This window comes from Jiangella endophytica, assembly GCF_003427025.1.
In the GTDB taxonomy this organism is placed as follows: Bacteria; Actinomycetota; Actinomycetes; order Jiangellales; family Jiangellaceae; genus Jiangella; species Jiangella endophytica.
The window spans coordinates 115260-133163 of record NZ_QVAI01000021.1 but is presented as its reverse complement, the minus strand read 5'-3'; the positions used below and the strand labels follow the sequence as shown (position 1 = coordinate 133163).

The following is a 17904-nucleotide window of genomic DNA, read 5'->3' as shown; positions in this document are numbered from 1 at the left end:
ATCGTACCCGCGCGCCGACCGGCGGCACCGCCGCCGCATGGCGCACCGCTGAAACCCCGCACAGAACGGAACGGCATGACTGGTGATCTGCGCGACCCCCCTGCGACCGAACGCCGCCATCCCGCCTCGGCCGGGCTCGACCGTCTGAGTGCGATCGAGATCCTCCGGCTGCTCAACAGCGAGGACCACGTCGCCGTGGCGGCCGTGACCGACGTGCTGCCGTCGCTCGCCACGCTGGTCGACGCGGCCGTGGACCGGATCCCCCGGGGCGGCACCGTCCACTACTTCGGGGCGGGCACGTCGGGACGGCTCGGTGTGCTCGACGCCGCGGAGCTCATCCCGACGTTCAACCTGGAGCCCCATGTCGTCCAGGCGCACCTGGCCGGCGGGGAACGGGCACTCGTGCACTCCATCGAGGAGTCCGAGGACTCCGAGTCCGACGGCGCCCGCGCCGCGAGCACCCTCACCGGCCTCGACGTCGCCATCGGGCTGGCCGCGTCGGGCGGCACACCCTACGTCGGTGGCGCGCTCGAGGAGGCCCGTTCACGCGGCGCCTTCACGGCGCTGATCACGAGCAACCCGGAGGCCCGGCTGGCGCCGCTCGCCGACGTGCTGATCGCGCCGTCCACGGGCCCCGAGGTCCTGACCGGGTCCACCAGGCTCAAGGCGGCGACGGCCGCCAAGATCATCCTGAACGGGTTCTCGACGGCCGTCATGGTGCGGCTGGGCCGGACGTACTCGAACCTCATGGTCTCGGTCGTCGCGACGAACGCCAAGCTCCGCGACCGGATGCTCCGGATCCTCGGCGAGGTCGACGATGCGGGCCGCGAGCACCACGCCGCGCTGATCGACGCGGCCGGCGGCGACCTGCGCGTGGTCGTCGTCAGCGTCAAGGGTCGCGTACCGCTCGACGTCGCGCGGCAGGCACTGGAGCGTACCGGCGGGTCCATCCGGGCCGCGCTCGATCAGCTCTCCATCGCACCCGACGAGAGGAACGACGCAACGTGAGCATGAAGTTCGCGGTCATCGGCGCCGGCACGTTCGGCGCCCGCCATGTCCAGGCCTACGACCGCCACCCCGAGGCCGAGCTGGTCGGCATCTGCGACCTCGACCTCGCTCTTGCCACGAAGGTGGCGGCGACCTGCTCGACGCCGGTGCCGGTGTTCGACCGGCTCGACGATCTCCTGGCCATCGACGGACTCGACGCCGTCTCGGTGGTCACCCCGGACCATCTGCACCGCGACAGCGCCATCGCCGTGGCCGAGGCCGGCAAACACCTGCTGGTCGAGAAGCCGCTCGCCACCACGGTCGAGGACGCGAAGGCCATCGTCGCGGCGGCCGAGGCGAACGGCGTGACCCTGATGGTCGACTTCCACAACCGCGTGAACCCGCCCTTCGTGAACGCCTACGACGCGGTCCGCAACGGCCAGGTGGGCGAGGTATCGTACGTCTATGCACGGCTCAGCAACACGATCGGCATCGCGTCGTCGATCAGCTGGGCGGGATCGTCGTCCTCCCTGTGGTTCCTCGCCAGCCACATGGTCGACGTCGCCCAGTGGGTGACCGGGCAGCGCATCGTCCGTGTGCACGCACGCGCGGTCCGTGGCGTCCTCGAAGGTCGCGGCATCGCCACGCCGGACGTGTTCGTCGTGGTGGCCGACTTCGCCTCCGGCGCCCTCGGCGTCTTCGAACACGCCTGGATCCTCCCCGACTCCCATCCCACCGCGAAGGACCTCAAGTTCGAGGTCCTGGGCTCGGACGGCGCCGTCTACGTCGACGGCTCCCACAACCGCGCCGTCGAGGTGTACGGGCCGGCTCAGGCGCGCTATCCCGACGTGATGGCGCCACCGTACGGGCCGCACCTCACCGGGTTCATCATGGACGGCATCACCCACTTCGTGGACTCCGTCATGGGCCGGCGGCCGGTCGTGGCCACGGGCGAGGAGGGCGTTCAGGTGACCGCGGTCCTGTGCGCCGCACTGGAGTCCATCGAAACCGGGCGACCGGTCGAGGTTCCACCCGCCACCTGACCGACGTGGCAGCGTGAGCGCCACGACACCTGCCGCAAACACCAGCCTCCGGCCAGGACGGCGGCGCCGCCGTGCCCTGGCTGTCGCCAGCCTGACCAGGACGAAAGGAACGGCCATGACCACACCGGGTCCGCGGCTCGCGCTCGGCCTGGACATCGGCGGGACGGCGACCCGGGCACTGGTCATCGACGGTGCCGGCCGGCGGCTGGGGTCCGGGCAGGCCGACGGCGCCAACCTGACGTCGCATGCGCCGGAGAAGGCACTCGACGCGGTGGCCGCGGCGGTCACGAGGGCCCTGGCGACGGTGGACCCGGCGCACGTACGCGCCGCGGTGATCGCGTCGGCCGGCGAAAGCAACCTCGCCCGCCCGGAGATCGCGTCCGTGCTGGCCTCGCTGTGGAAGGAGGCGGGGCTGACCTGCGGATACGAGGTGGTCGCCGACGCCGTGGGGGCGTTCGTGGCGGGCACCGCGTCGCCGGACGGGACGCTGGTGCTGTCCGGGACGGGCGCCCTGGCGGCACGGTTCACGGACCGGCGGCCGGCGCAGATCGTCGACGCTCACGGCTGGCTGCTCGGCGACTTCGGGTCCGGGTTCTTCCTGGGACGAGCAGCCGTCCAGGTGGCACTGGCCGCGCTCGACCGGCACACCCGTCCCGGCGCGCTGGGCCTGGCGGTGCTGCAGACGCTGACCGGCGCGACGCAGTTCGACCCGGCGTCGCGGCAGGTGGTGGCCGACCTCGTCCTGTCCGTGCACGCCAAGCCGCCGGTCGCGCTGGCGGCGCTGGCGCCGCTGGTGACGACGCACGCCGGGATCGACCCCGAGGCCGACCGGATCCTCGCCGAGGCGGCGGACCAGCTCCTCGCGGAGACCTCGGTGGTGCGGGGACCGGCCGACGTGACGCCGATCGTGCTGGCCGGGTCGCTGCTCACCTCCGATACGCCGCTGGCCGCGCTGGTCCGCAGCGGCCTCACCGCCACCTGGCCGTCAGCGGCCATCGGGCTGGCCCTGGACGGCGCCGCCGGCGCGGCCTGGCTGGCCGCCCGATCCTTCGACCCCGACGCCGCCGGCCGGCTGTACGCCGCCCTCTTCGGCTGACGCCGGCCCCGGAGCCGGCGGGTCTCGCCACCTCGCCCCCGCCCGGCGACTCAGGGTTACCCGTGCCCGAGCTGTGGCCCCTGCGGCCTGAGTACCAGGGCGACCTGCTGATGCTCGTCAGTGTGGCGCTGATCTATTCCGTCGTCGCCATCCAGCGACGAAGTTGGCTGCGCGCCCTGGTGGTACTCGTCCCGATCGCCGGCGCCATCTACTCCCTCAGCGCTGACCGAACCACGACGGGAGGGCCGGCGGGCCGGCGTCCCAGGCCAGGCTCCATGCCTCGGCGTCGGTGTCGGCCAGCACGGCGCACGCCAGCCAGTGCTCGCCCGGCTCGTGCTCGCCGAGCAGCAGCGGCAGGGCGGTCAGCGGCATGATCAGGTTGGTGCCTGGCTCCGGGTCCAGCACCCGCCCGGCCCGCTCACCCGTCGGGTCGGTGATGCCGCTGGTGCCGGCGGGCCCGCGCGCCCATGCGGCGCCAGCGCCCTGTCGCCGGTCGGCGGAGTCCGCCGTCAGCTCGTCCCGGTCGACGGCGAAGCCGCCCTCGGCGCTGTGCAGCCGCCGGCCGGTCCGCAGCCGGTGGATCCGCAGGTGCCACGGCGGGTGCGGCAGCAGCCAGGTGTCGATGTCGACGTCGGGCCACGGCTGCCAGCGGGAGTGCGGCACGTCGCCGTCCAGGCCGACCGCCACCGGCTCCTCGCGGACCCGGTAGTGGACGCCGTCGTCGGCCAGCGCCAGCATGCTGTCGGGCGCGAGCTGCTGCAGGCCGCGCCCGCCGACCGGCACGCTGAATCCGAACGCGGTCGAGTAGGCGAACTTGCCGTACTTCTCCGGTCCGTGCCGCAGGCCCGGCGCCGGCTGGCCGTGGGACAGCGCGACGACGTGCGCGTCGGGCCGGTCCCGGTAGGTGACGATGCCCGCGTGCGGCGCGGCGTGGACACCGCTGAGGTCGGGCAGCGGCTCCTCGTCGGCCTGCCAGAAGGGGTGCCCGGCGGGGAGCGCCAGCGGCAGGAACGTCTTCATCGCCCAGTACGGGGAACCGGGCGCGTTGTACGACTCGGCCATGACGAGGTTCGGGTAGCCGTAGCCGATGGACAGCGTGCCGTCGGGCTGGAAGATCGGCCGCCGCGCCCACCACCGCAGGTTGCGCAGCGCCAGCCCCTTGACCACACCCCACGGCAGCGCCTCGACGCCGGCGAACGCGAGCGCTCCCCAGAACCCTCCTTGCGCGAAGCGGTAGGTCAGGCTGCGTCCGTACGGGACCGCCGCGCCGTCGGCGCCGAACCAGTGCACGAAGTCGCGGGCGAACACCGCGGCCCGGCCGCGGAACCGCTCCGCACGCTCGGGATCGGACTCGCCGGCGAGCCGGGCGTAGATCAGGCCGTAGAAGTGGAACGCCCACGGCACGTAGTAGTCGCGCCGCGTGGTCGGGCCGTCCTCGTACCAGCCGTCGCCGAGGTGGAAGCTCTCCAGCCGGTCCAGCGCTCGGTGCATGGCGGCTTCGTCGTGCTCCGCGCCGACGTTGGCGAGACCGAGGTTGACCAGCACGCGGAAGAAGAGCCAGTTGTTGTCGATGATCTCGTGGCGGTTGATCTCGAACAACCAGGCGGCCAGCCGCTGCCTGGCGTGCGGGTCGAGCGGCGTCCACACCAGCTCCGGCACCAGCGACAGCGCGAACCCCAGTGCCGCCATCTCGACCATGCGCTGGTCGCGGCTGGTGACGTCGCCCCAGTACTCCGGGTGGGCGGCGTCGGGTCCGTGGGTCAGCCCCTGCCGGACGCGGGCCCAGCCGTCGTGGTCGCCGCCGCCCGCGGCCAGCGGCACCAGGCCCCACAGCAGGCGCGAGAAGCCCTCCAGCTCAGCGGCGGCCCGTCCGTAGTGCGCCGCGGTGTCGCCGAAGCGCACCCGGGCACCGCCCGGACTGGTCCGCGCGGCCGCCGGCGCGCACAGGGCGCGCACGGCGTCCTGGACCTCGGCACGTGTCTCCAGCCGGAGCCCGGCGAGCGGATTCGTCACCGGCCGCTCACCACCCCGGCCATGGTGGCGAGTTCGTCCAGCGCGCGGCGACGTCGTCGGGCAGCGTCCGCGGGAAGTACTCCGCGGCCAGGTCGACGGCGTCGCTCATCTCCGAGCCCAGGACCAGGGGCTCGCCGGTGCGGCGCACCCAGTGCGTGATGGCCCGAGCGAGCACTGCGAGGTCCTTCGACGTGTGTGCGGCGTTTGATCGCCTCACGATAGTGGTTCGCGCGCTCCGGCGGGTGATCGTAGCTGCGGTGGTAGGGCGCGTACCGGGACCGCCGGGGGTGTGCGCGACGTCGCCGATGTCGACGGTCGCCCACGAGGATCGCGGCAGCACGCGCCGCGAACGCGTGGTCGTGGTCACGGTGTGCTCCTCGGCGGGTCGGCGGACGAACTCAGAGCGAACGGGATCCACTGGCAGGACGGCAGCTCGGCGACGCCGACCACCCACTCCGCCACGGCGCGGGCCGGCGGCGGCCGCCGGATCGCCACGGTCAGCACGTGCTCGCCGGGTGGCAGCCTGAGGTCGGTGAACTGCCCGAGCGGTGCGCTGTGCGGCGACGGGAACAGGTACTGGCTGCCCTGGTCGCCGAAGAGGTACTCGCCGTCGAGCCAGGCACGGAAGTGCTCGGTGCAGTTGACCATGACGCGCACGTGCTCGCGGCCGCGGCCGTCGAGGGGATACGAGAGCAGCAGGATCGCGTCGTCGAACTCCGTTCGCGGCAGCCGGACCCAGGTGCCGGGCAGCTCGGCCGGCTCGGGCACGACGCCGAAGTCGGGCAGCGCGCTCCCCGGGTGCGGCAGGCCGGTCAGGTCGCGCCCGGCCCAGCTCTCGAAGTCGGTGTTCACCCATGACCGCAGCACCCGCAGTCCCCGCGGGGTCACCGTGACCGGTTCCGCCTCCGCCGGAGGGGCACCGGCGAGGCGCTCGCGCAGGCCGGCGACGAGGTCGGCGAAGGCCGGGATGGACGGCGGCGCCGTGACGCCGTGGATCTCCGGATTCAGGACGAGGTCGTCGCCGATCGGCGTCAGCCAGCGCTCCTCGATGCCGGCCGGATCGATGATCCCCAGCAGGGCTCCGAGCGACGCCACCGAGGAGTCGGTGTCGCCGCCGCAGTTGTTCGTGACGAGGATCCGCTCGGAGAACGTCGTCCCGGCGAGCAGGCCCAGCACCACGAAACCGGTGTTCGGCCGCACGTCGGTGAAGTCGGAGTTCCCGTAGCGCTCCAGGATCCGCGCCCGCACGTCCGGCCAGTGACGTCCCTCGGCGTGCCAGCCCCGGACGTCGCGGACCACGCGCGCGACGCCGCTGCCGGGATCGAGGCCGGCCAGGGCGACGTCCAGCAGGTGATCGATGCCCCGGCCGGCCTCGGTGAACGCGGCGGACTGCAGCCGTGCGAGGAAGACCGCGGCCGCGATGCCGTCGCCGTCGTGGTCGAAGCAGGCGTCCTCGTAGGCGTAGGCGGCGGCGAGGTCCGGGTCGCCCGGCGCCAGGCAGGCCCAGAGCTCCGACCGGATCGCCGCGCCCTCGCCGCAGGTGAACCAGTTGTCGTGCGAGCCGGTGAGCGGTGGCGGCAGGCCCTCGGCCAGATTGCGCAGCCCGACGCCGTACTCGTTCCAGGGGAACCGGACGTGCTCCGCCCACGCCTGGGCCAGCAGGGTCCGGCCGACCACCGGACGCTCCGCCCGCGCCAGCACCCAGGCGAAGACGACCTGCAGGTCGAGGTCGTCGTTCGGCACCATCTCGGTGGGCACCGGGTGGTAGAAGGTGGCGCGCAGCGGCCCCTCCAGCCCCTCGAACGTCTGCCCCAGCGTTCCGCCGACGGCCTTGCCGCGCCAGCATCCGAGCAGGCGCTCGCGGTAGGTCGCGCCGGTCACGGCAGCAGCCGGCGGGTGGCGACGCGGATACGGCTGCCGCGGCTGGTCACCGTCACGACGGCGGCCCGCACCGGGCTGCGCGCCATGAACACGGCGTAGGCGCCGCCGCCCGGCCCGACATCGGTGAACAGGCGCGTTCCCGCCGACGTGACGACCCGCACGTCCACCGGCGCCGGCTCGAGGTTCACGACGTGCACCGCCAGGCCGGCGGCGCCGTCCGGGCCGGTCCACTCGTGCGCCGTCGCCGCGGCCGCGACCTCGTCGCCGCCGGCGTCGGCGAGGCTGACGGTCGTGATCTCGACCGTGAGACCGCCGTCGTGCTCGACCCGCAGCACGTGGTGCTCGTGCGTGCGATCGGGAAAGTAGCGCCGCCCGGTCGCGGTCAGGCTCGCCGCACGCTCGGCACCCCACGAGAACTGGACCCGGAGACCGCGGCGGGTCAGGCTGAACCCGGTGGCGGTGGCCGTGGCGGTCGTCCCCGGCGGCACCCGCGTGCCGTCGGCGAACTCCAGCACGTCGCCGGCCTGGACCATCAGCGGGACCACCTCGGTCGCCGGGCCGGCCGCCTGGACCGTACGCGCGATCCCGTCGTGCCGGTGCACGACGTCGGTCGTGACGGTGCCGCCGCCGCTCACGTACCGCCCGGTGAACACCCCGGCGACCGCGCCGAGCAGCGACGGGTCGAGCGCCGGGCCGCCGGGGCCGGCGCCGTCGTGGAAGGTGGCGACGACGTCGGTCAGGGCCGCGTCGACGCCCGCCGCCGTCACGGTGGTCCAGTGGTCGTCGTCGGCGTTGTTGAACGACGCCACGATCGCGCCGGTGTCCGGGTGCCACAGCAGCCCCGGCCCGGACCGCACGCGCGCCGATCCACGCTCGCCGAGCAGGGCGGCGAGGTAGTAGCCGGGCCGGCGCACGAACAGCAGCTGCTGGTCGATCGTCCCGCGGCGGTACTCGGTGAACACCTGGTCGCGGCCGGGCCGCAGGTCCGCGATCAGCGCCCGGCGCTCGGACTCCGCGACGTTCCGCGGCGCGCGGGGCACGTGCATGTACAGACGCGGCGACGTGTCGCCCTTGACCCGTGGCGGCACGGGAGCGGGGTCGGCCGCCCAGGCCGTGCGGCCGGCCGTCTTGGCCTCGGCGGACATGTGGAACGCGCCCAGCGCGGGGACGTCGGCGACGAAGAGCCGGCCGAGCGCGGCGCGGTCGCGGTCGTCGGCGGCGTCGTCGGTCCGGGTCGAGGCGGAGTTGCGCATGCAGGCCGCGCCGTAGCTGACCCAGCCGGGTGCGCCCGGCTCCGGCAGCAGCACGTACTGCGCGAAGTCGGCCCAGCGCCGGGCCATCTCGACCAGCAGCGGGTGGCCCGTCCACTCGTACAGGTCACCGAGGTCCGGCAGCATGACCTCGTAGTTGTAGCCGAGGTCGAAGCCCAGGGGCTCGTGGAAGTAGCCGGCCGGCGCCTGCCCGTGCTCGGCGAGCAGGGCGATCCGGTCGTCGAGGCCGGCCGCGATCGAGGCGTCACCGAGGACCGCGGCGGCCTGGGCCACACCGGCGAGCCCTCCGACGAGCTGGTTCACCAGCTCGAGCGGAAGGTTCCAGTGCCAGCGGGAGGTATCCATCAGCCAGGTCGCCGCGGCGCGCATCGACGCCGCGAGCTCGGTGCGGCGCTGCGGCAGCAGGCCGGCCTCGTCGAGGTCGCGATAGACCGCCCCGAGCGCCACCAGCCCGAACCCGGTGGTGGCCAGGCTCTCCTCCTGGTAGGTGACCGGCCAGGCGCCGGTCGGCCCCTGCAGGCCCAGGTAATAGGTGAGCGCGGCGTCCAGGCGTCCCAGCAGGTTCGGGTCGAGGTGGTACGGGTTCCAGGGCCGGTCGTGCGTCAGGAACCAGCTCAGGGTGGCGACGTGCTCCATGATCCGGGAGTTGCGCGGATCGTTCGGCGTGCGCCACCAGCCGTCCTCCATCCAGCCGTACAGCTCCGGGTCGTCGTCGACGACGCTGTTGGCCAGCGGCGCCAGGATCATCAGGTACGACCCGAAGACCTGCTCGCGCGGCGCGAACGCCGTCCGGTCCGGCTCCCCCGCCGGCAACACCGCCACCAGCGGCAGCACCGTCCCGGCCGACGTGGCGAAGGCCCGGGGCGCGCCGGCGGCCACGCCCGCCAGCGTCGCCGTCGCGGCGCCCACGCCGCCGAGGAAGGATCGCCGGCTCAGCGGCGGCGGGAAACGGCGCGGGTACTCGGGTGCGGCGGTCATCGTCGACTCCGTTCCGTGTCTCGGGGACGCCGCCGGAGCGGCGCTGGTCGGTGCGCTGGGGAGGGTCAGAGCCGGATGCGGCGGACCGTGACCGGCCCGCCGGCCGTCGCGCTCACGACCACGTGCCGCACCGGCCGGGACGAGTCGAAGAGCTCGTACACGCCCGCGCCGGGAGCGACGCCGTCGTGCGTCCGCGACCCGGCGGACGACCTGATGGTGATCGCGACCGGGCCGTCCTCGAGGTTGGTCACGTGCACGGCCGTGCGGTGCCGGTCACCGTTGCGGACGGCGTGGGCGGTGGCGGCGACCGCGAGCTCGCCCGGCTCGAGCTCAGCGAGGCGGACCGCGGTGATCTCGGTCGTCAGCGTTCCCGCGTGCGCGACGGTGAGGACATGCTGCCGGCGGCTCGCGTCGGGGAAGAAGACCCGGTCCGTCGCGGTGAGCGTCACCGGCAGGTCGGTGCCCCAGGAGAACACGAATCTGACGCCCGCGCGGGTCAGCACCAGGCCCGACGTGGTCGCCGTCGCGTCGCCGCCCGGTGCGACGGGCGTGCCGTCGGCGAGGGCGAGCTCGTCGCCGTCGCGCAGCACGAGCGGGAGCTGATCCCTCGCCGCGCCGGCGGCGGACACCGTCCGGCGGATGCCGTCGTGCCAGTGCGCGACGTCCGTCGTGATGGTGCCGTCCTCGGTGACGTAGCGCGTCGTGAACACGCCCTCGTACGCGTGCAGCTCGGACCGCGGGATCTCCGGGCCGGCAGCGTCGGGACCGTCGTGGTGCGTCGCCACGACGGCGCTGCGCGCGGACTCCACCCCGGTCGCCGCGATGGTGTTCCAGCTGTCGTCGGTGAAGTTGTTGAGCGTCAGGACGACGGTGCCCGCCTCGGGGTGCCACAGCAGCGCCGGGCCCATCCGCTGGCGGTTGTAGGGCCGGACGCCGTACTGGCCGGCGAGGTAGTAGGCGGGACGGCGGACGAAGACGACGTGCTGGTCGATCGTGCCCTCGCGGACCTCGGTGAACGTGTCGTCGCGCAGGTAGGGCAGCTGCGCGACCCGGGCGTCACGCTCGTCGGCGTCGACGCCCGCGGGCGCCTGCGGGACGTGCATGTACAGCCGCGGCGACGTGTCCTGCTTGGCCCGCGGCTCGACCGGGTCCGGCGACACCGACCACGCCGCGCGCGCCGCCGTCTTCTCCTCCGTGGGCGAGTAGAACGCGCCCAGCTCGGGGACGAGCGGCAGGAACACGCGGCCGAGCGCGACCCGGTCGGTCGCGTCCCCGGGCCGTGGGAAGAAGGTCGTCGTGGCGTTGCGGGCGCTCGCGGCCGCGACGTGGAAGCCGTACGTCTCCCCCGGTTCGAGGACGACCACGTAGCCGAACCACCGCGCCCAGCGGCGGGCCAGCTCCACCACCGACGGATCCTCGGTGTGCGCGTAGAGGTCGCCGAGGTCGGGCAGCATGACGTCGAAGTTGTAGCCGGCGTCGTACGCCAGTGGCTCGTGGAAGTAGCCGGCCGGCGCCTGTCCCTGCTCGAGCAGCAGTGCGCAGCGGTCCGGGAGCGCCGCGGACAGCGACGGGTCGCCGAGCACCGTGGCCGCCTGGGCGACTCCGGCGAGACCCGCGACGACCTGGTTGGCGTACTGGACGGGCAGCGCCCAGTGCGGCCGCGCGAGGTCGACCAGCCAGGCCGAGGAGGCCCGGATCGCCGCCTCGATCTCGGTGCGGCGGTCCGGCAGCGCACCCACCGCGATCAGATCCCGCAGGGTGGCGGACAACGCGACCGTCCCGAACCCGGTCGAGGCGAGGCCGTGCTCCTCCCAGCGGTACTCCGGCCACGAGCCGTCGTCGTGCTGCAGCCCCAGGTAGTACGTGAGCGCCGCGTCCAGGCGGCCGAGCAGGTTGGGGTCCAGGTGGTACGGGTTCCACGGCCGGGCGTGGGCGTAGAACCAGCTCAGCGTGGCGACGTGCTCCATGATCCGGGAGTTGAACGGCTCGTTGGGGCTGCGCCACCAGCCGTCCTCCATCCACCCGTACCGCTCCGGGTCGTCGTCGACGACGCTGTTCGCCAGTGGCGCCAGGATCATCAGGTACGAGGCGAACACCTGCTCGTGCGGGTCGAACGCCGTGCGGTCCGGCGCGCCGGCCGGCAACGGCGTCACCAGTGGCAGCACCGTCCCGGCCGACGTGGCGAAGGCGCGGGGCGCACCGGCGGCCAGTGCCGCGAGCGTCGCCGTCGCGGCGCCCACGCCGCCGAGGAAGGACCGCCGGGTCAGCGGCGGCAGGAAGGGGTGCGGGTCGGGTGCGGCGGTCATCGTTGACTCCGTTCGTTGCGGGACGCGCGGATGGTGGACGATGCGGGCGGGTCAGCCCTTGAGGCCGGTTCGCGACAGGCCCTCGACGAACTGGCGCTGGGCGAACAGGAAGACGAGGAGGATGGGGACGACGGTGAGCGCGGTGGCGCCGATCTGGGTGTTGTGGAGCGGTTCGCCGTAGCTGTCCTGGTAGCGGGTGAGCGCGAGGCCCACCGTGAACAGCTCCTCACTGCGCAGGAAGATCAGTGGCTCGAAGTACATGTTGAACGAGGCCAGGAACTTCATGATCGCGACGGCGGCGATCGCCGGTCCGGACAGCGGGAAGGCGATCCGCAGGAAGATCCCCAGCCGGCCGAGCCCGTCCAGGCGCCCGGCCTCCTCCAGCTCCTGCGGCAGCGAGAGGAAGAACTGCCGGAAGATGAAGACCCCGACGATGCTGGCCGGGCCGAAGATCGGGATGATGATCAGCGGCAGGTGGGTGTCCATCCAGCCCAGGTCGGCGACCCAGCGGAAGATCGGGATGATCGTGACCTCGCCCGGGATCATCATCCCGGACATCAGGACGAGGAAGAGCTTCCCGGCGAACGGGAACCTGATGCGCGCGAAGGCGTACCCGGCGATCGAGCACACGATGATCGAGCCGATCGTCACCACCACGGCGATGTAGAGCGAGTTCAGGTACTGCCGCGCGAACGGCGTGACGGTGAAGATCTTCGAGACGCCGTCGAGGGTCCAGTCCCTCGGCAGCAGGGACGGCGGGACGGCGAAGATCTCGTCGACCGGCTTGAACGCGGAGAAGAGCATCCACAGCGTCGGGTACAGGAACGGCACCGACATCACGACCAGCAGGCCGTACAGCACGACCTTGGTCAGCAGGCCGCGCCGCCGGGCCCGGGCGGCGCTGGGGCTCGGGGCCGGCCGCGGGCGGGTCTCCGGTGCGGCGGGCAGGGTCTCAGACCTCATCGTGCACCCACCTGTTGCGGGTGCTCCACTGCAGCGCGGCGAGCCCGAGCACGACGACGAACAGCAGCACGCCGATCGCCGACGCGTAGCCGAAGTCCTGCTGCTCGAACGCCGTGCGGTACAGCAGGTACGAGATCACCATCGTCGAGTCGCCCGGACCGCCCTGGGTCATGATCTGGATCGGCACGAAGACGTCCATCGCGCCGATCATGGTGATCATCGTGACCAGCAGGATCGTCGGTGCGATGAGCGGCAGGGTGATCGAGCGGAAGATCCGCCGCGGCGACGCGCCGTCGATGCGGGCGGACTCCTTGAGCTCCGCGGGCACGCCCTGCAGCGCCGCGAGGAACAGGATCATGTTCATCCCCACGCCCTTGAAGACCTGGATCACCACCAGCGTCACCAGCGCCCACGACGGGTCGCGCAGCCAGTTGGGCCCGTCGATCCCGAGCACGGACAGGAACCCGTTGATCCCGCCGTTGCTCGCCACGAGGTAGTTCCACACGACGACCCACGCCACCGCCGACACGACCATCGGCGAGAAGAAGAACGTGCGGAAGGTCGTGATGCCGCGCAGGCGCTGGTTCAGCAGCAGCGCGAGCGCCATGGCGAGGCTGATGTTCAGCACCATGAGCAGGGCGGCGAACTGGAACGTCGTGACGAAGGACGACCGGACCGCGTCGTCGGCGGCCAGCCGGCTGAAGTTGTCCAGCCCGACCCAGTCGAACTGCCCGATCAGCGGCGTCCATTCGTGCATCGCGTACCAGATGACGAACCCGAACGGCACCAGGCCGAGCACGATCACGCCGATGACCACCGGAGACACGAACGCGAGCCCGACCAGGGCGTCCAGCCTGGCCGCGCGCCGGGCACCGGAGGCGCGCCGCGGCGGGGCGCCTCCGGACACGCGGCCGGCGACCTGGGCGACGTCGGCGACCACGCCGCTCAGCTGCCCGAGAGGATCGGGGCGATGTCCTCGCACACCTGGCCGAGCACCGTCTCCGCGTCGCCGTCGGCCACCCACAGCCCGTCGAGGTCCATGCGCACCGCGTCGGTGAGCTCGCTCATCGCCGGGTTGCCGGCCTTCGTCCGCGCCTCGAGCGCCTGGTCGATCACCGTGCCCTGGAGCTGCTCCGGGGACAACGCCGGCGCGGCGGCGGTCAGCGCCTCGACGGTCAGCAGCGACTCCCGCGGCGGCGGGAAGAACTGCGCCAGCAGCGCCGAGTTCTCGGGGTTGGTGAAGTAGGCCAGGAAGTCCGCGGCGACATCGGGGTTGTCGCCGCGGGCGACGACGCCGACCCCACCCTGCCCGACCACCGGGACCGTCCCCTCGGGCCCGGCCGGCAGCGGGAGGAAGTCCCACTGGAACGCGTCGCCGAGGCCGGTCGAGGCACTGAGCTGCCCCATCCGGACCGCCACCTGGCCGGAGGCGAAGTCGTGCTCCTCGCCCGGTCCGGGCACCGCGCCGTTGGTGAAGATCTGCGTGTGGAACCAGTCGAAGAACTCGACCATCTCCGGGGAGTCGAACGTGCACTCGGCGCCGTCCTCGCTCCACGGCTGGGCGCCCCAGGACATCCACATCGCGCCGAGCGCGTCGTTCCACATCGTGTACGGGTCGGCGGCCGGCTGGAACCCGGCGACGCCCTGGCTCTGGGCCGTCGCCGCCGCGATCTCCATGACCCGGTCCCAGGTCCACTCGCCGCCGGCGACCAGGTCGCGCGGCACGGGCTGACCGGCGGCGGCGAGTAGGTCGAGGTTGACGAAGATGCCGAACGGGCTGTTGGAGAACGGGTACCCGTACAGGTCGCCGTCGACCGACCAGAGCTCGACGGCGTCGGGCAGCAGGTCGTCGAGGTCGTACCCCTCGGCCTCGCTGAACGTGGGCGTCAGGTCGGCGAACACGCCGCTCTGGACGAACTGGGCGGCGTAGCCCTCGGAGACCCAGGCGAGGTCCGGGGCCTGCCCGCCGGCGATCTGGGTGGTGAGCGCGCTGACGTAGCTGGAGCCGGTGATCGGCTCGAAGGTCACGCTGCTGACCAGGTCCGGGTGCTGGTCGATGTAGGCGTCGGCGATCTGCTCGAAGATCTCGTGGTGCCCCTCGTTGGCGCTCCACATGACCATCCGCAGGTCGACCGGGCCGTCCCCGGCGTCGCCGGCGGTGTCGCCGTCGCCGCCGCTGCACGCGGCCAGGAGCAGGCAGGTGGAGCCCAGGACCGCGATGGTCGTGGACACGGGCCGGCGGAACGTGGGTTGCTTCATGGCGTCTCCTGTCGGATGTGCTGGCGGGTCGGGCGATTCCCGGCGTGACCGGGCCCGACGCTGCTTCCCTGGCAGTGGGGTGGTCCGCTGACGAGCACATCCGGCGCGAGTGGCGACGGCATCGTCGAATCCCTCCCCAAACGTCGGCGTTCAGGAGCAGATCGTTGCCTGCTGGCGGCGTAACAGTACTGCAGCTCTCCGAAAAGTTCTAGAGAAGTTCCATAGAATTTTCGGTGCCGCGCTCGGGCTCAGAGCAGAGTGCAGGGCAGGGTCGAACCCCGGCGCGCCGAGCGGCGTCCGGAGGGAGTGAGAGCAGGCCGGTCAGGCCCGCGGCGCAGCGGTCGAGCCGCGGACCATCAGGCGGGTGGCGAGCTCGGTGTGGTGCGGACGGGCGGTCGAACCGGCCAGCAGCGCGACGATCGTCTCCACCGCGGTGGCGCCCATCAGGTCGAGGGGCTGGCGCACCGAGGTCAGCGGTGGCGAGGACATCTGGGCCATGATGAGGTCGTCGAAACCGATGACGCTGAGGTCCTCGGGCACCCGCAGCCCGGCCCGGCGGGCCGCCTCGATGACACCGAGGGCCTGGAAGTCCGAGGCCGCGAAGATCGCCGTCGGGCGGTCCGGGGCCGCGAGCACCTCGGCGGCGAGCTCGAGTCCGGAGTCGTAGGTGAAGTCGCCCGGGACCACCAGTGGCTCGTCGTGCTCCCGGCCGGCGCCGTTGAGCGCCGCGCGATAGCCCGACACCCGGGCCCGGCTGGCCAGGGCCGCCTCGAATCCACTGAGCATGACGATGCGGCGGTGGCCGAGCTCGAGTAGGTGTTCCGTGGCCGCCAGGCCGCCGGCCCAGTTCGTGGCCCCGACGCTGTAGGTGTCCTCGTCGGGGTTGTTGAGCGGATCGATCACCACGAGCGGCAGGCCGTGCCCGGCGAACCGCTGCCGCTGCTGCTCGTCGAGCACCGACGTGATGGCGATGACGCCCCGCCGGCCGGCGGCGTGGAGTTCGTCGATCCAGCGCAGGTCGCGGGCGTCGTCGGGGTGGAGGGAGACGTTGATGTCGACCTGCGCCGGCGCCGCGGCGTCGACCGCGCCCCTGATGACGTCGAGGGTGTACGGCGAGTGCATGTCGCGGGCGAGCACCGCCACCGGGGTCAGCGAGCCACGGCGCTTCTTCGTGGCGACGTACCTGCGCTCCTTGAGGATCCGCTCGACGCGCTGGCGCGTGACGTCGGAGACGTCGGCGCTCCCGTTGGCCACCTTCGAGACCGTCGAGATCGACACGCCCGCGATCTGCGCGACGTCGGCCAGCGAGGGCTTCTTACGATTCGCCCCCCGGTTCGACACGGCATGACTCCTCTCGTTCGGACCGCCTGGAAAGGCCTGCGATCCGCAACTCTAACCTAGAATTCTACGAAAACTCGGGTTACCGTTGCCGCAGTCCCGGCGGCCATCGCGGGCAGCATGACACACCCACTCCCGGCCGGAAGCGAGCTCAGCGTGGAACTCCAGGCAGACGTCGCGGTGATCGGTGGCGGGCTGGGCGGGGTCTCCGCCGCCCTGGCCGCCCTGCGGGCGGGACGGCGGGTGGTCATCACCGAACCGACCGGCTGGCTCGGCGGACAGCTGACGAGTCAGCTGGTCCCGACCGACGAGCACCTGTACATCGAGACCGACGGCGCCAACCGCTCGTACCGGGAGTTCCGCGACGCGCTGCGCGCCTACTACCGCGCGCACTACCCGCTCACCGAGGCGGCCCGAGCCGACCCACGGCTCAACCCGGGCCACGCCTGGGTGAGCCCGGTGAGCGTCGACCCGCGGGTCGCCGTCGCCGTCATCGACGATCTGCTCCAGCCCTATCGCAGCTCGGACCGCCTCGTCGTGCTGATGCGCACCGAGCCGATCGAGGTCGGCACCGACGGCGACCACGTCACCGGTGTGCGGGTGCGGTCGGCCTCGGGCGTGCTCACCGACATCACCGCCTCCTACTACCTCGACGCGACGGAGCTCGGCGACCTGCTGCCGCTCGGCGGCGTCGAGCACGTCTCGGGCCGGGAGTCGCGGGAGACGACCGGTGAGCCCGGCGCCTGGCCGACGGCCGACCCTACCGACATGCAGGGCGTGAGCTGGTGCTTCGCGATCGACCACCTCGAGGGCGAGGACCACACCATCGACCGGCCGGACGACTACGCGTACTGGCGCGACCTGCGCCCGCCCCAGCTCGACGGCCGGCGCATCCTCAGCTTCGGCGAGCCGGTGACGCCCGCGGGGAAGCCCGGGCGGGTCTACACCCTGACACCGAACGTCGACGGCGACGAGATCGACCTCGACCACCGGAACATGGGTCTCGCGCCCGAGCTGTGGAACTACCGGCGGATCGCCGCGCGCCGGCAGTTCCGCGACGGCTTCTACCGCAGCGACGTCGTGGTCGTGAACTGGCCGATGAACGACTACGTCGGCGGGCCGCTGTTCGGCGTGCCGGACGCGGCCGAGCACTGGGCCGGCGCGAAGGCGCTGAGCCGGTCACTGCTGTACTGGCTGCAGACCGACGCGCCCCGGCCCGACGGCGGCACCGGCTGGCCGGGCCTGCGGCTGCGGGCCGACGTCGCCGGCACCGACGACGGGTTCGCGATGCACCCGTACATCCGCGAATCCCGGCGCGTCCTGGCGCTGAAGACGATCGTCGAGCAGGAGGTGTCCACGACGTACCGCGGCGACGCGGGCGCGCAGCCGTTCCCGGACACCGTGGGAGTCGGGCACTACTTCTGGATCGACCGCCACCACACCACCGGCGACGGACGGGGCGCGGGCGGCGTCCCGCAGCCGTTCCAGATCCCGCTGCGCGCGCTGATCCCGCGGCGGGTCCGCAACCTGCTGCCGGCGGCCAAGAACATCGGCACCACCCAGATCACCAACGGCTGCTACCGCCTGCACCCCGTCGAGTGGAGCGTGGGCGAGGCCGCGGGAACGCTGGCGGCCTACTGCCTGGACGCGGCGACGGAGCCGCACGCCGTCGCCGCGAGCGAGGCCGCCGTCGGCGACTTCCAGGCCCACCTCGACGCCCGCGGCGTCCAGCTCCACTGGACCGGCGGCCACCGGCACTGGTGACAGGC

At 72.8% G+C, this 17904-nt stretch carries 13 protein-coding genes; 4 read left to right on the top strand and 9 right to left on the bottom strand.

All coding sequences use genetic code 11. The annotated features are described in order from the left end of the window. Nucleotides 1-75: 75 nt before the first annotated feature. From DZA62_RS30485 to DZA62_RS30475, 3 genes are all read left to right on the top strand, one after another. Nucleotides 76-1008, top strand: a complete 933-nt coding sequence (locus tag DZA62_RS30485; RefSeq protein ID WP_116952721.1) for an N-acetylmuramic acid 6-phosphate etherase — start codon at nucleotides 76-78, stop codon at nucleotides 1006-1008. A gap of 2 nt (nucleotides 1009-1010) precedes the next feature. Next, on the top strand, nucleotides 1011-2030 hold the full coding sequence (locus DZA62_RS30480; RefSeq protein WP_116952720.1) for a Gfo/Idh/MocA family protein: 1020 nt from the start codon (nucleotides 1011-1013) through the stop codon (nucleotides 2028-2030). A gap of 115 nt (nucleotides 2031-2145) precedes the next feature. Continuing rightward, a complete protein-coding gene (locus DZA62_RS30475; RefSeq protein WP_116952719.1) occupies nucleotides 2146-3126 on the top strand; it encodes an N-acetylglucosamine kinase in 981 nt (326 codons plus the stop codon). 216 nt (nucleotides 3127-3342) lie between these two features. Here the strand turns inward: DZA62_RS30475 and DZA62_RS30470 are convergent, their stop codons facing one another. The 9 genes from DZA62_RS30470 to DZA62_RS30435 form a co-directional block, all read right to left on the bottom strand. Continuing rightward, a complete protein-coding gene (locus DZA62_RS30470) occupies nucleotides 3343-5139 on the bottom strand; it encodes a DUF2264 domain-containing protein (RefSeq protein ID WP_198664367.1) in 1797 nt (598 codons plus the stop codon). Nucleotides 5140-5146: 7 nt separating this feature from the next. Further along, nucleotides 5147-5314, bottom strand: coding sequence for a hypothetical protein (locus tag DZA62_RS36035; RefSeq protein WP_157988006.1), 168 nt, complete (start codon nucleotides 5312-5314; stop codon nucleotides 5147-5149). Nucleotides 5315-5502: 188 nt separating this feature from the next. Next, on the bottom strand, nucleotides 5503-7020 hold the full coding sequence (locus tag DZA62_RS30465) for an ADP-ribosylglycohydrolase family protein (RefSeq protein WP_116952718.1): 1518 nt from the start codon (nucleotides 7018-7020) through the stop codon (nucleotides 5503-5505). Then, the gene (locus tag DZA62_RS30460; RefSeq protein ID WP_116952717.1) at nucleotides 7017-9269 is read right to left on the bottom strand and encodes a hypothetical protein; all 2253 of its coding nucleotides are present in this window, start codon (nucleotides 9267-9269) and stop codon (nucleotides 7017-7019) included. Before DZA62_RS30460 ends, DZA62_RS30465 begins: the two co-directional genes overlap by 4 nt. A gap of 65 nt (nucleotides 9270-9334) precedes the next feature. Then, the gene (locus DZA62_RS30455; RefSeq protein WP_116952716.1) at nucleotides 9335-11575 is read right to left on the bottom strand and encodes a hypothetical protein; all 2241 of its coding nucleotides are present in this window, start codon (nucleotides 11573-11575) and stop codon (nucleotides 9335-9337) included. 51 nt (nucleotides 11576-11626) lie between these two features. Further along, a complete protein-coding gene (locus tag DZA62_RS30450; protein ID WP_116952715.1) occupies nucleotides 11627-12538 on the bottom strand; it encodes a carbohydrate ABC transporter permease in 912 nt (303 codons plus the stop codon). Continuing rightward, a complete protein-coding gene (locus DZA62_RS30445; protein ID WP_116952714.1) occupies nucleotides 12528-13478 on the bottom strand; it encodes a carbohydrate ABC transporter permease in 951 nt (316 codons plus the stop codon). Before DZA62_RS30445 ends, DZA62_RS30450 begins: the two co-directional genes overlap by 11 nt. 5 nt (nucleotides 13479-13483) lie before the next feature. Beyond that, nucleotides 13484-14797, bottom strand: a complete 1314-nt coding sequence (locus tag DZA62_RS30440) for an ABC transporter substrate-binding protein (protein ID WP_116952713.1) — start codon at nucleotides 14795-14797, stop codon at nucleotides 13484-13486. Between the two features lie 321 nt (nucleotides 14798-15118). Then, on the bottom strand, nucleotides 15119-16138 hold the full coding sequence (locus DZA62_RS30435; protein ID WP_116952712.1) for a LacI family DNA-binding transcriptional regulator: 1020 nt from the start codon (nucleotides 16136-16138) through the stop codon (nucleotides 15119-15121). 153 nt (nucleotides 16139-16291) lie between these two features. On the opposite strand from DZA62_RS30435, the gene DZA62_RS30430 reads away from it, so the two are divergent. Continuing rightward, entirely contained in the window at nucleotides 16292-17899 is a 1608-nt protein-coding gene (locus tag DZA62_RS30430) for an FAD-dependent oxidoreductase (RefSeq protein ID WP_198664366.1), read from the top strand. Nucleotides 17900-17904 lie beyond the last annotated feature (5 nt).

What these genes read in the sequence shown, in the direction of transcription:
- DZA62_RS30475 (WP_116952719.1), top strand. Translation starts at nt 2,146, where the DNA reads ATGACCACACCGGGTCCGCGGCTCGCGCTCGGCCTGGACATCGGCGGG.
- DZA62_RS30485 (WP_116952721.1), top strand. Translation starts at nt 76, where the DNA reads ATGACTGGTGATCTGCGCGACCCCCCTGCGACCGAACGCCGCCATCCC.
- DZA62_RS30455 (WP_116952716.1), bottom strand. Translation starts at nt 11,575, where the DNA reads ATGACCGCCGCACCCGACCCGCACCCCTTCCTGCCGCCGCTGACCCGG.
- DZA62_RS30480 (WP_116952720.1), top strand. Translation starts at nt 1,011, where the DNA reads ATGAAGTTCGCGGTCATCGGCGCCGGCACGTTCGGCGCCCGCCATGTC.
- DZA62_RS30440 (WP_116952713.1), bottom strand. Translation starts at nt 14,797, where the DNA reads ATGAAGCAACCCACGTTCCGCCGGCCCGTGTCCACGACCATCGCGGTC.
- DZA62_RS30460 (WP_116952717.1), bottom strand. Translation starts at nt 9,269, where the DNA reads ATGACCGCCGCACCCGAGTACCCGCGCCGTTTCCCGCCGCCGCTGAGC.
- DZA62_RS30450 (WP_116952715.1), bottom strand. Translation starts at nt 12,538, where the DNA reads ATGAGGTCTGAGACCCTGCCCGCCGCACCGGAGACCCGCCCGCGGCCG.